Raw genomic sequence first — 12,488 nt, 5'->3', positions numbered from 1 at the left:
AAAAAGCCCGCATCGCGCGGGCTTTGTGACGGCGTAAAGAACGCTTATTTGGCAGCGGCGACGGTCGTTGCCTTGTGTTCAGCCTTTTCCGCCTTCAGTTCAGCCTTGTGCTCGGCCTTTGCATGCTTGGCATCGGCTTTCGCTTCCTTCACGTCGGCCTTGGCTTCGTTCTTGACTTCCTTGGCGTCAAGCTTGGCCTCTTTGACGTCGGCTTTGGCATCAAGCTTGGCTTCCTTCACGTTGGCCTTGGCTTCCTTCTTGGCTTCCTTGACGTCGACTTTCGCGACGGCTTTCGTTTCCTTCACTTCAGCCTTGGCGGCCTGCTTCTCCTGCTTGGCTTCGACCTTGGCCGCGGCCGGCGTGGTAGCGGCAGGCGCGGGCGCCTGGGCGAAAGCAGCGGTTGCGAACAGGCCGGCGATCAGGGTAGCAATGGTCTTTTTCATGATGAAGGGTCCTCAGAGTTTTTGGGGGGCGGTGCAGGTCGTTTTGCGCTGCACTTGTCCCTAAAACGGCGCGGCCCGCCCGTCTGTTGACGGGCTTTACAATCCGTTACCGCGCTGACAGATCCTTACAACTCGACCGTATTAAAAGCCGTAACCGTGCCACGCATCCTTGAAGTCCTTGGCGCGCGCGTCGACGACTTCCGGCCGCGCACGCAGCCACGCGATCACGGCTTCGCGGTCTTCTTCCGACGGCGAGCCGCGCTCGATGCGGGCAATGACGCCTTCCGTCTCGCTGAACGGCTCGCGTCCGCCGAAGCCGCCGCCCAGCAGGCCCCGTTCTTCCAGCGCGCCGAAGAAGTCGTTGATGAAGTCGTGATACGGCTCGCCGCGCATCGGGTTGTGGAAGACGAGTTCGACGTCGAAGCAGTGTTCCTGGAATTCGCCGACGCGCAGCTTCTTGCGCTGGCGCGGCTTCAGGCGCCGCATGCGGCTGGTCGAACGAGGGTCGCGTTTCATGCATTCTCCTTGGGTGGTGTGCCGCTCATCTGTGTCGAATCGGCGTCATAGGTCAGGCCGATCTGGCGCCGGATCTCGTCCATCACGCCCATCAGCGCCAGCGTGTCCGCATGCGTCATGCCGGGACTCTCAATCAGGCCCGCGCGCCAGCAGCGCTGCGCCTCGATCACTTCGTGCACGTAGCCGTTGCCGATGTACGGCGTGGGCACGGTGCGCGCGATGCCGTCGGCGCGCACCACCGTCACCGTCTGTGTGCGGTAGAACATCGTGTTCATGCGGACGTGGCCACGTTCGCCGGCAATCGTCAGCTCGCTCGGCAGGCGCGCCCGCAGCGAGCAGCTGCACACGGACATGCCGCCGCCGCTGTGGCGCAGCAGGATGCCCGTCTGCTCGTCGACACCGGTCGGGCCGATGTCGGCATGGGCCAGCACGGTGTCCACGGGACCCAGCAGCGCCACGGCGATCGACAGCGGATAGATGCCCAGGTCGAGCAGCGCGCCGCCGCCCAGCACCGGGTTGAACAAACGGTGTTCCGGGCCGAATTCGGCCTTGAAGCCGAGGTCCGCGTTCACCTGGCGCACGGTGCCGATCTCGCCCGAGTCGACGATGCGGCGCACCTCGGCCAGCGCGGGCAGGAAGCGCGTCCACATCGCCTCCATCAGGAACAGGTTTTTCTCGCGCGCGAGTTGCACGAGTTCCTCGGCCTGCCGGCGATTCACCGTGAACGCCTTTTCGCACAGGACGCCCTTGCCGGCTTCCAGTGCCAAACGCACGTTCTCGTAATGCATGGGGTGCGGCGTGCCGACGTAGACGAGGTCCACGTCGGGCGCATGCACGAGGTCTTCGTACGATGCGTACGCCGTGCCGCCGAACTCGCGGGTGAACCATTCGGCGCTGGCCAGGTTGCGCGAGCCGACGCCGGCGAGCCGCGCGTCTGGCGTGTCTTTCAATGCGGAGGCAAAGGCCTTGGCAATCTTGCCCGTGCCAAGGATGCCCCAACGTACCTTATCGGTCATGGTGTCCTCCTTCGGTGGTGCTGGCCGGCCTTTTGGGCCGGAACACGGTGTGGTCGAGATAAAAGGCTTCGTCCTGGTCCGGCCACCAGCCCGGCACGCCCAGCACGGGCAGCGGGGTGAAGCCGGCCGTGGACAGGCCCTCGGCCGCTATCGCCTTGGACACCGCGCCATCGATCCAGTCGCGGCGTCCCTCGCGGTCGAGCGCAAAAAAATCGTCGCAGGCGAACACGACGCGCACATGGGCCGTGATCGCCTTGCGCGGCGCGACGAGCTTTTCCATCAGCGCGTGGCCGAACAGCCACAGTTCGGCATCGCGTCCGAACAAGTCGCGCTTGTCGAACAGGGCCGAGCGCCATCGATGCGCACGCAGGTCGGCGACGAGCGCGTGGCCGGCAGCATCGTCGCGCACGACGAGCAGCGCGGCATTCTCATCAAAAATGGTGGCGGCGTCGCGCGCCGGTCCGCGCGATTTGCCGACGCCCGCCTGCGCGATCTGCGCGGCCTGCAGCGCGTTCAGTTCCCGCTTGATGCGTGGAAAGGTCTGCCACACGAGGCCGTTGAAAAAATCGTGCAGGTTCGCGCGCGTGGGCACGCACCCCGTGGCGCCGATGAAGGCTTCGTACGCCACGCCCTCCGGCAGGTCGGCCTGGGGCACGAAGCGGATCGGCTGGCCGTCCACGTTGACGAGGCCGAGCCGCGCCGCGTTCGCGTTGAAACCATCGATGAACGGCCCGGCGGACAGACTGTCGAAGGCGGGACGCACCGTGTCGTACCACGGCCGCGCCCAGTCGATCTCGGGGAACATCCCGTTACAGCATCTTCCAGCCGATCTGTTCGCCCGCGTTCAGCGGGACGAGTTCCTGCTCGCCCATCGGCACCGTCGCCGGCAGGCTCCACGCCTCGCGCTTCAGGGTGATCGTACCCTCGTTCACCGGCAGGCCGTAGAAGGCCGGGCCGTTCAGGCTCGCGAACGCTTCCAGTTTATCCAGCGCGCCGGCCTGTTCGAAGGCGGTGGCGTACAGTTCCATCGCGTGCAGGGCGGTGTAGCAGCCGGCGCAGCCGCAGCTGGCTTCCTTCGTGTGGATGGCGTGCGGCGCGGAGTCGGTGCCGAGGAAGAAGCGCTCGTCGCCGCTCGTCGCCGCCGTCACCAGCGCCAGGCGGTGTTCCTCGCGCTTCAGCACGGGCAGGCAGTAGTAATGCGGGCGGATGCCGCCCTTGAAGATCTCGTTGCGGTTGTACAGCAGGTGGTGCGCCGTGATCGTCGCGGCGATCGGGCCTTCGGCCTCGGCCACGTACTCGGCCGCGTCCTTCGTCGTGATGTGCTCGAACACGATCGGCAGTTCCGGGAAGTCGCGGCGCAGCGGACGCATCACGCGCTCGATGAACACGGCTTCGCGGTCGAACAGGTCGATGTGCTGGTCCGTGACTTCGCCGTGCGTCAGCAGCGGCATGTCCAGTTCCTGCATCACTTCCAGCGTTTTATAGCACTTGCGCAGGTCGGTCACGCCGGCGGCGGAATTCGTCGTGGCGCCGGCCGGGTACAGTTTCACACCGTGGATGAAGCCGGTGTCGCGCGCGCGGCGGATCTCGTCCGGTTCCGTGTTGTCAGTCAGATACAACGTCATCAGCGGCTCGAAGCTCATGCCTTGCGGCAGCGCGGCGAGGATGCGCGCGCGGTATTCGGCAGCCAGCGCGGCCGTCGTGACGGGCGGCTTCAGGTTCGGCATAACGATGGCGCGGGCGAACTGGCGCGCGCTGTGCGGCAGCACGCTGGCCATGGCCGCGCCGTCGCGCAGGTGCAGGTGCCAGTCGTCGGGGCGGGTGATGGTGAGGGTGTCGGGGGATTCGATGATGGACATGGCGGCTCTCGGATTGCGAACCCCGACATTTTACTAGGAGGTCAAGTTGCCGGCACGCGTTGTTTGCTACGCACGATACATTGCAATACAGAATGAAATCACCCGTTAGGGCTAAAATCGTGGCATGACGTTCGATCTGCTCACGCTCGCCCAGCTGGCGCTCATCATCGTGTTCGGTTACACGGTGCTGGGGCTGACCGGGTTCGGCTCGTCCGTGACGGCGATGCCGCTGCTCGTGCTGTTCATGCCGCTGCGCATGGCGGTGCCGCTGATGCTCATCTTCGACTTTGTCTCGAATGTGTTGCTGGGCGTGAAGAACCGCCGCCACATCGACAAGCGCGAAGCGCTGCGCCTCATCCCGTTCATGGCGGTCGGGATGGCCGTCGGCGTGCTCGCGCTCGTGCGTGCGCCCGAGCGCACCTTGCTGGTCGTGCTCGGCCTGTTCATCCTGGGCTATTCGGCCTGGAGCCTGTTCGCGCGCCGCAAGCTGCCGCCGTTTGCGCCCGCGTGGGCAGTGCCGTTCGGCGTCGTGGGCGGCATCTTCACGGCGCTGTTCGGCACCGGCGGACCGTTCTACACGATCTTCCTCACGAGCCGCCTGGACGACAAGCTGGCCTTGCGCGCCACCCTCAGCGGCGTGCTGTTCTTCAGCGCCATCTCGCGCCTCGTGCTGTTTACAGGCGCGGGCCTGTACAACCAGCCGGCGCTGCCGCTGCTGGCCATCGTGCTGCTGCCGTTCGCGCTCGGCGGGCTGTATGTCGGCAACCGGTTGCACCAGTGGCTGCCGGCGGAGCGGATCAAGCAGGCGGTGTGGGTGGTGCTGATCACCGGTGGAGTGAATTTAGTGCTACGGAACCTGTGATTCGTCATCCCCGGGCTAGGCGCCCCCTTGGCGGGAATCCAGGTTCGTCGCGCTGCCGGGCTGCATGAGAAATCGGGCCCCCGCCTGCGCGGGGGCGACGGTTTTGGGCTAGTGGATGATCCGGGCCAGGAACTCCCGCGCCCGCGCCGACTGCGGCGCCTCGAAGAACGCCTCCCCGGCGCTGTCCTCGACGATCCGCCCCTCGTCCATGAACACGACACGGTCCGCGACGCGGCGCGCAAATCCCATCTCGTGCGTCACGACCATCATCGTCATGCCCTCCTGCGCCAGGCCAGTCATCACGTCCAGCACTTCGCCCACCATTTCCGGATCGAGCGCGGACGTGGGCTCGTCGAACAGCATCGCGACGGGGTCCATCGCGAGCGCCCGCGCGATCGCCACGCGCTGTTGCTGGCCGCCCGAGAGCTGGGCCGGGAATTTGTCCTGGTGCGCCAGCAGGCCCACGCGGTCCAGGTATGTCAAACCGTTGGCCGCCGCCTCGTCGCGCGACCGATCGAGTACCTTGACCTGCGCGAGCGTCAGGTTGTCGCGGACGGACAGGTGCGGGAACAGCTCGAAATTCTGGAACACCATGCCGATGCGCGCGCGCAGCGCCGGCAGGCGCGTGGCCGGGTCGCCGACGGACGTGCCGTCCACCCTGATCGTCCCCTGCTGGAAGGGTTCGAGGCCGTTGACGGTCTTGATGAGCGTCGACTTGCCGGAACCGGACGGCCCGCACACGACCACCACGTCGCCGCGCGCGACGCGTGTCGTGCAGTCGCGCAGAACCTGGACAGGGCCGTACCACTTGCTGACGTTGTCGATTTCTATCATTTGTTTTCGTCGGATTTGGGTTTGCTTGACAGTACCATCAACGCCTAGGATACTGCCGGAACTTGTCAATATCGCAGCACCAGGCACCCGGCAACTCCCTGATCTTGCACGAGATTGTGCCACGGCAGCGGAACAGGACGGACGATCTCCCCTGCTCCGCCATCCGCCACCCTAGAGGAAGCTTATGAACAAAAGAAACCGCCTCACCACCTGGATCCTCGTGGGCCTGGCGCTCGGCATCGCCGCCGGCTACATCGCGCACACGAATCTCGCCGATCCCAAAGGCTTCGCCGACACGATGTCGCTGGTCACCACGTTGTTCCTCCGCCTGATCAAGATGATCATCGCTCCGCTCGTGTTCTCCACGCTGGTAGTGGGCATCGCCAAGATGGGCGACGCCGCGGAAGTCGGCCGCATCGGCATCAAGGCGCTGGGCTGGTTCATCATCGCTTCCCTCCTGTCGCTCACGCTGGGTCTCATCCTCGTGAACCTGTTCCGCCCGGGCGACGCGATGGCGTTGTCCGGCACCCTGCCGGCGGCCGGCGCGTCGTCGGGCATCACCGCTTCCGGCCTCACGCTGAAGGACTTCATCACCCACCTCGTGCCGACGTCGATCTTCGACGGCATGGCCAGGAACGAGATCCTGCAGATCGTGATCTTCTCGATCTTCTTCGGCACCGGCGCCGCCGCCATCGGCGATCGCGCCGCGCCGATGATCGCCGCCATCGACGGCGCCGCGCACGTGATGCTGAAAGTGACGGGCTATGTGATGAACTTCGCGCCGTTCGCCGTGTTCGCGGCCGTCGCCGGCGTCGTCGCCACGAGCGGTGTCGGCGTGCTCGGCACCTACGGCAAGTTCATGGGCGAGTTCTACCTCGGCATCGCGCTGCTGTGGTGCATCCTGATCGCGATCGGCATGCTGTTCGTCGGCCCGCGCCTGTTCAAGCTCCTCGGCCTGCTGCGCGAGCCGACCATCCTCGCGTTCACCTGCGCGTCGTCGGAAGCGGCGTATCCGAAGACGCTGGAAGGCCTGGAGCGCTTCGGCGTCAAGAACCGCCTGGCCGCGTTCGTGCTGCCGATCGGTTACTCGTTCAACCTGGACGGCTCGATGATGTATTGCACCTTCGCCTCCGTCTTCATCGCCCAGGCCTACGGCATCGAGCTGGCGCTGTCCACGCAAATGACCATGATGCTCGTGCTGATGCTGACGTCGAAAGGCATGGCCGGCGTGCCGCGCGCGTCGCTCGTCGTCATCGCCGCCACGCTGAACCAGTTTCATATTCCCGAAGCCGGCCTGCTGCTGCTGCTCGGTATCGACCACTTCCTCGACATGGGCCGCTCGGCCACGAACGTGATCGGCAACGGCATCGCCACCGCGGTCGTCGCGAAGTGGGAGGGGGATCTCACCGATCCCGCGCTCGCCGACAAGGACATCGCCACAGCGCCGTTGCGCTGACCGGCACCCCGAACCAGGCTCCTCCCAAGGAGCCTTTTTTTTGCCTTCCAAAAATTGTTAAAAAAGGAGATCTGATGTTCTTAAAAATTGTACGCACGTGGTTCGCACTGTGCCTCATGACGCTGCTGGCCGCATCCGCCCAAGCCCAGACGACGGCCCGCCTGCCCAACATCGTGATCCTCGCGACCGGCGGCACCATCGCCGGCACGGGCGCCACCAGCACGACCACGGTCGGCTACACGGCCGCCAAGGTCGGCGTCGATGACCTGATCAAGGCCGTCCCGGAACTGAAGCAGGTCGCCAACGTGACCGGCGAACAGGTGTTCCAGATCGCCAGCGAAAACATGAGCAACGAGCACTGGCTCACGCTGGCGAAGCGCGTCAACACGCTGCTGGCCAAGCCGGACGTGGACGGCATCGTCATCACGCACGGCACCGACACGATCGAGGAAACCGCCTACTTCCTCGACCTCGTCGTGAAGAGCAGGAAGCCGGTCGTGGTGGTGGGCGCGATGCGTCCGTCGACCGCGATCTCGGCCGACGGCCCGATCAACCTGTACAACGCCGTACTGACGGCCGGCAGCCCGGACGCCGTCGGCAAGGGCGTGCTCGTCGTGCTGAACGACCAGATCAACGCCGCGCGCGACGTCAGCAAGACCAACACGACGACCACCGACACGTTCAAGGCGACGGAACTGGGCCTGCTGGGCTACGTGGTGGGCAACAAGGCGCACTTCTACCGCGCCTCGACCCGCAAGCACACGGTCGACACGGAATTCGACGTGAGCAACCTGTCGGCCCTGCCGCAGGTCGACATTGCCTACACCTACGCGAACGTGGGCCCGACCGCCGTCAACGCGCTGGTCGCCGCCGGCGCCAAGGGCCTGATCCACGCGGGTGTCGGTGATGGCAGCCTGCCGAACAAGGTGCGCCCGGCGCTGTCGGCCGCACGCGAAAAAGGCGTGATCATCGTGCGCGCGAGCCGCGTGGGCCAGGGCATCGTGGCGCGCAATGGCGAAGCGAATGACGACCAGCTGGACTTCGTCGTGGCCGATACCTTGAATCCGCAGAAGGCGCGCATCCTGCTGATGCTGGCGCTCACGAAGACCAACAGCACCAAGGAGATTCAGCGGATGTTCTACACGTATTGAGTTGGTGGCTTCCGCGTGGGCTCGGGGAGCCCACCCTACGATGTACGCACTACCGTAGGGTGGGCACCCCGTGCCCACGAAACGCATGCATCATCGAAAACGGCCGCGATTTGAACTGAACCCCAAAAGTTGGACACCAACTTTTGGGGTTTTTTCATGGCCAAGTACAGCGAGCAGTTCAAACTCGCCGTTGTCCAAGACTATCTAGCGGACACATCTGAAGGCTACCGTGCGATCGGAAGACGGCACGGGTTAAGTAGCCATGTCATTTTGCAGCGGTGGGTCGCGGCCTACCAGCTCCACGGCGGGGCAGGTTTGCGCAAGAAGTCCAGCGGATACAGCGCTGAGTACAAGCTGTCTGTGTTGCAGCACATGTGGGACAATCGGCTCTCGATTAATCAAACTGCCGCCAAATTCGATATTCGCAGTTATGCGATGGTTAGCATGTGGGAGCGTGCGTACCAGGAGGGCGGCATCGAGGCGTTGAAACCACGCCGTAGAGGAAGACCCAGGCCGATGACGGCGTCAGACACAAGTAAGCCGGATCAGGCTCCGGATGACGACAAGCGCAGCCGCGAGGATTTGCTGGCCGAGGTAAATCAACTGCGTATGGAGCTAGCTTACGTAAAAAAATTGCAGGCCTTAGTTCAAGCCCGGCCAAAGCAAGCGCCGCGCAAAAAGCGCAAGTAGTGCAAGAACTAAGGCAGCAGTTCCCGATCGCCAGTTTGCTCAAGCTGGCGCAGCTCCCGCGCAGCACCTTCTATTATCAGCAGGGTTTGCTGCGACAGGAGGACAAGTACGGGAAGCTGAAAGAGACAATCAAAGCTGTCTTCGAACGCCACAAGGGACGTTATGGCTACCGACGCGTTACCGCCGCGATTCGCCAGTCAGGCAGTCCAGTCAACCATAAGCTCGTCCAGCGTTTGATGGGATTACTGGGGCTGAAATCGCTCGTGCGACCGAAGAAGTACCGCTCGTTCACGGGCGAAGTGGGGCAAGCTGCGCCCAATGAACTGCAACGCCAATTCAAGGCTGATGCCGCCAATCGGAAGTGGGTGACGGACGTGACCGAGTTCAACGTCGCCGGCGAGAAGCTGTACCTCTCGCCCGTGCTGGACCTGTACAACGGCGAAATCATTTCCTTCGAAATGAACAAGCGTCCCGTCTTCGACATGGTGAGCTCAATGCTCAAGAAAGCCTTGGCCAAGCTGCAGCCTCATGAGAAGCCACTGCTTCACAGCGACCAGGGATGGCAGTATCGGATGCCGGCTTACCAGCATCAGCTTCGGGAGCGGGAACTCGTGCAGAGCATGTCGCGCAAAGGCAACTGCCATGACAACGCGGCCATGGAAAGCTTCTTCGGGGTGCTCAAGTCAGAGTTCTTCTACCTGAACAAATTCGACAGCGTCGATGCGTTACGGGATGGCCTGGTTGAGTACATCCATTATTACAATCACGACCGTATCAAACTCAAACTAAAAGGCCTCAGTCCTGTGCAATACAGAACTCAGGCCTTGGCTGCCTAGCAAACTAACCGTCCAACTTTACGGGGTCAGTTCAGATTGCGGCCGTTTTTCATCGTCAAACCAGTGCGTGTCCCTGCATCCTGGTCAGGATCGCCAGCGGACTCGCCTCCTTGTCGTACTGGTGCATGGGCGACAGCTGCAGCGTGTGCTCCATCATGTACTGCCCCGCCATCACGGCGTGCGAGGTCTGGTCCGAGAAGCACACCCACGCGCAGCCCGGCGGGAAGTTGAAGGTGACCTGCGGCGCGTTCTTCTGGTAATCGAGGTCCGACTTCATCGCGTCGTGCAGCTGCAGCATGATGTGGTCGTATTCGCTGCGCAGCGACTTCGTCACGTGCAGCGCATTCAGCACCTTCGCCTGCCATGCCGAATACGGCTTCACCTTCGGCAGGAAGCGGCGCGCCACGTCCTCGAACGGTTCGCCCACGCGCCACACGCGCGGTTCGCCTTCCAGGTTCACGTTGGTGAATACGCGCAGCAGGCGCTCGCCGTAGTTCGGGCGCGACGGGAAGGCGTCGACGTGCATGCGGCGGTCGTCGGCGCGCCACGATTGCACGCGGTTCTGCACGACGGACGGCCGGAAGCTCGTCGCGCCGCGACGCAGGTACTCGCCGTAGCGCGGCACCAGGTTCGCGAGCAGGCCCTCGGCCTCGGCGCGGAAGCGGCCGATCATCCCGGCCATCAGCGCCTTCGTCGCATCGTCGCCGACGACGCCTTTCAGGTCGCCGCTCGTGGACAGGCTGATGTTGCGGATCTTGGGGTCGCGGATGTCTTCGCGGAACAGCGCCAGCTCTTCCTTCTGCGGCGCGAAGCCGTGCTGCGCGAAGTTGGGGAAGTACAGCACCTTGCCCGCTTCCAGCGCGGCGATCCAGGCCGGGTTGCCGTGGCCGACGTCGGCCATGTCGATCTCGACGATCTGTTTTTCCATCCTGTTCAATCCTTAATCTTGTACCACTTCGACCGGCGGTGATGCCAGATCCTCGTCCTGCCTTGCCTGCTGGCGGTCCCACATCTGCCGGTACAGGCCGTCCGCCGCGATCAGCGCGGCATGCGTGCCCCGTTCGACGATGCGGCCGTGGTCGAGCACGAGGATCTGGTGGGCGTCCGCGATGGTCGACAGGCGGTGCGCGATGACGAGCGTCGTTCTCTGCTTCGCGATTTCCTTCAGCTGCGCCTGGATCGCCTGCTCCGACTTCGAATCGAGCGCCGACGTGGCTTCGTCGAAGATCAGGATCGCGGGATTCTTCAGCAGGGTGCGCGCGATGGCGACCCGCTGCTTCTCGCCGCCCGACAGTTTGAGGCCGCGTTCGCCCACCATTGTCGCATAGCCATCCGGCAGGGTTTCGATGAAGTCGTGGATCGACGCCGCGCGCGCCGCCGCCACGATGTCCGCGCGGCTCGCGCCCGGACGACCGTAGGCGATGTTGTATTCGATGGTGTCGTTGAACAGCACCGTGTCCTGCGGGACGATGCCGATCGCGTGGCGCAGCGAATCCTGCGTCACGTTGCGCACGTCCTGGTCGTCGATGCGTATGGCCCCTTGCTGCACGTCGTAGAAACGGAACAGCAGGCGGGACAGCGTCGACTTGCCCGAGCCGCTGTGGCCCACCACGGCCGTCGTGGTGCCGGGCGGGATCGTGAAGTCGACGTCGAACAGGATCTGGCGGTTCGGGTCATAGCTGAATTCCACATGCGAGAATTCCACTCTTGCCCCGTGCGTCGCGAGCGGCCTGGCGTCCGGTGAATCCGCCACTTCGCGGTTCTGCTCGAGGAGTCCGAACAGGCGCTCCATGTCCGCGAGGCTCTGCTTGATCTCGCGGTAGATCACGCCGAGGAAGTTGAGCGGGATGTACAGCTGGATCATGAAGGAGTTCACGAGCACGAGGTCACCCAGGGTCATCGTCTTGTCGATCACGCCCTGCGTCGCGCGCCACAGGATCGCCGTGACGGCCGCCGCGATGATCAGCGACTGGCCCGTGTTCAGGAACGACAGCGACGTCTGCGAACGCACGGCGGCCTGCTCGTACTTCTGCAGGCCTTCGTCGTAGCGCCTGGCCTCGTAGTCCTCGTTGCCGAAGTACTTGACCGTCTCGTAGTTGATCAGCGAGTCGATCGCCTTCGTGTTCGCCTTCGAATCCAGCTCGTTCATCGTGCGGCGGAAGTGCGTGCGCCATTCCGTCACGGTGACGGTGAACGTAATGTAAGTGACCAGCGCGATCGCGGTGATGCCCGCGAACCAGGCGTCGTAATGCGTGCCGAGGTAGCCCAGCACCAGCGTGATCTCGACGAGCGTCGGCAGGATCGAGAACAGCGAATACGACACGAGCGAGCTGACGCCGCGCGTGCCGCGCTCGATGTCGCGCGTCATGCCGCCCGTCTGGCGGTTCAGGTGGAAGCGCAGCGACAGCGCGTGCAAGTGCCGGAACACTTTCAGCGCGATCGTGCGCACGGCGCGCTGCGTCACGCGCGCGAATAAAAATTCGCGCAGTTCGGTGAACAGCGTCGTCGAAAAGCGCAGCGCGCCGTACGCGACCAGCGCGCCGAGCGGCAGCACGAGCAGCGCGTGCGGATTCGTCGGGCTGATCGTCAGCGCATCGATGAGCTTTTTCAGCACGAGCGGCACGCCGACGTTGGCCATCTTGGCGCCGACGAGGCAGATGAGTGCGGCCAGCACGCGCCATTTGTACACCCACAGATAGGGCAGCAAGGTGGCGATCGTGGCCCAGTCGTTCCGTTTCGCGTTCGGGTCGACCGCGGGCGGCAGGGAGTTCGGAGAAGAGCGTCGCATGGCAGGGCTTGTCGATTTATGGTTCAATTCAAGACGA

The 12,488-nt window shown here is 64.0% G+C and carries 12 protein-coding genes; 4 read left to right on the top strand and 8 right to left on the bottom strand.

What is annotated here, in order from left to right:
- Positions 1-44: 44 nt before the first annotated feature.
- The 5 genes from ACEN98_RS03380 to pyrC all read right to left on the bottom strand — a co-directional run bounded on the left by ACEN98_RS03380 (position 45) and on the right by pyrC (position 3,834).
- A complete protein-coding gene (locus tag ACEN98_RS03380; protein ID WP_413381403.1) occupies positions 45-443 on the bottom strand; it encodes a hypothetical protein in 399 nt (132 codons plus the stop codon).
- Positions 444-584: 141 nt separating this feature from the next.
- Positions 585-959, bottom strand: coding sequence for a 50S ribosome-binding protein YggL (locus ACEN98_RS03375; RefSeq protein WP_056123727.1), 375 nt, complete (start codon positions 957-959; stop codon positions 585-587).
- Complete coding sequence (locus ACEN98_RS03370) at positions 956-1,975, bottom strand: Gfo/Idh/MocA family protein (protein ID WP_413381401.1); 1,020 nt, start codon at positions 1,973-1,975, stop codon at positions 956-958. The genes ACEN98_RS03375 and ACEN98_RS03370 overlap by 4 nt, the downstream gene beginning before the upstream one ends.
- Positions 1,965-2,780 (bottom strand): DUF3025 domain-containing protein, encoded by an 816-nt coding sequence (locus tag ACEN98_RS03365; RefSeq protein ID WP_413381399.1) that lies wholly within the window; start codon positions 2,778-2,780, stop codon positions 1,965-1,967. The genes ACEN98_RS03370 and ACEN98_RS03365 overlap by 11 nt, the downstream gene beginning before the upstream one ends.
- Positions 2,781-2,784: 4 nt before the next feature.
- On the bottom strand, positions 2,785-3,834 hold the full coding sequence (gene pyrC, locus ACEN98_RS03360; RefSeq protein WP_413381397.1) for a dihydroorotase: 1,050 nt from the start codon (positions 3,832-3,834) through the stop codon (positions 2,785-2,787).
- A gap of 124 nt (positions 3,835-3,958) precedes the next feature.
- Here pyrC and ACEN98_RS03355 point away from each other — a divergent pair, with 124 nt between their 5' ends.
- Positions 3,959-4,696, top strand: a complete 738-nt coding sequence (locus tag ACEN98_RS03355) for a sulfite exporter TauE/SafE family protein (RefSeq protein ID WP_413381395.1) — start codon at positions 3,959-3,961, stop codon at positions 4,694-4,696.
- Between the two features lie 108 nt (positions 4,697-4,804).
- Here ACEN98_RS03355 and ACEN98_RS03350 read toward each other — a convergent pair whose 3' ends face one another.
- Positions 4,805-5,530, bottom strand: coding sequence for an amino acid ABC transporter ATP-binding protein (locus tag ACEN98_RS03350; protein ID WP_413381393.1), 726 nt, complete (start codon positions 5,528-5,530; stop codon positions 4,805-4,807).
- A 184-nt stretch (positions 5,531-5,714) separates the two neighbouring features.
- On the opposite strand from ACEN98_RS03350, the gene ACEN98_RS03345 reads away from it, so the two are divergent.
- From ACEN98_RS03345 to ACEN98_RS03335, 3 genes are all read left to right on the top strand, one after another.
- On the top strand, positions 5,715-6,986 hold the full coding sequence (locus tag ACEN98_RS03345) for a dicarboxylate/amino acid:cation symporter (RefSeq protein WP_056329705.1): 1,272 nt from the start codon (positions 5,715-5,717) through the stop codon (positions 6,984-6,986).
- Between the two features lie 116 nt (positions 6,987-7,102).
- Positions 7,103-8,137: a type II asparaginase gene (locus ACEN98_RS03340; RefSeq protein ID WP_413385943.1), complete on the top strand. Its 1,035-nt coding sequence runs from the start codon at positions 7,103-7,105 to the stop codon at positions 8,135-8,137.
- A 156-nt stretch (positions 8,138-8,293) separates the two neighbouring features.
- Positions 8,294-9,663, top strand: a protein-coding gene (locus ACEN98_RS03335) for an IS3 family transposase (protein WP_413380687.1) whose coding sequence is annotated in 2 segments (ribosomal slippage) — positions 8,294-8,782 and positions 8,785-9,663 — 1,368 coding nt in all. Because the reading frame shifts where the segments join, the coding sequence is not laid out codon by codon here.
- Positions 9,664-9,718: 55 nt separating this feature from the next.
- On the opposite strand, the gene ACEN98_RS03330 is transcribed toward ACEN98_RS03335, so the two are convergent.
- Both ACEN98_RS03330 and ACEN98_RS03325 read right to left on the bottom strand, forming a co-directional pair.
- The gene (locus tag ACEN98_RS03330; protein WP_413381391.1) at positions 9,719-10,591 is read right to left on the bottom strand and encodes a Kdo hydroxylase family protein; all 873 of its coding nucleotides are present in this window, start codon (positions 10,589-10,591) and stop codon (positions 9,719-9,721) included.
- Positions 10,592-10,603: 12 nt separating this feature from the next.
- On the bottom strand, positions 10,604-12,451 hold the full coding sequence (locus tag ACEN98_RS03325; protein ID WP_413381389.1) for an ABCB family ABC transporter ATP-binding protein/permease: 1,848 nt from the start codon (positions 12,449-12,451) through the stop codon (positions 10,604-10,606).
- Positions 12,452-12,488: the final 37 nt, after the last annotated feature.

The organism is Massilia sp. CT11-137 (assembly GCF_047302885.1).
In the GTDB taxonomy this organism is placed as follows: Bacteria; Pseudomonadota; Gammaproteobacteria; order Burkholderiales; family Burkholderiaceae_D; genus Telluria; species Telluria orientalis.
Note: the sequence above shows the minus strand (reverse complement) of the source record. Positions and strands in the feature narration are given on the sequence as shown.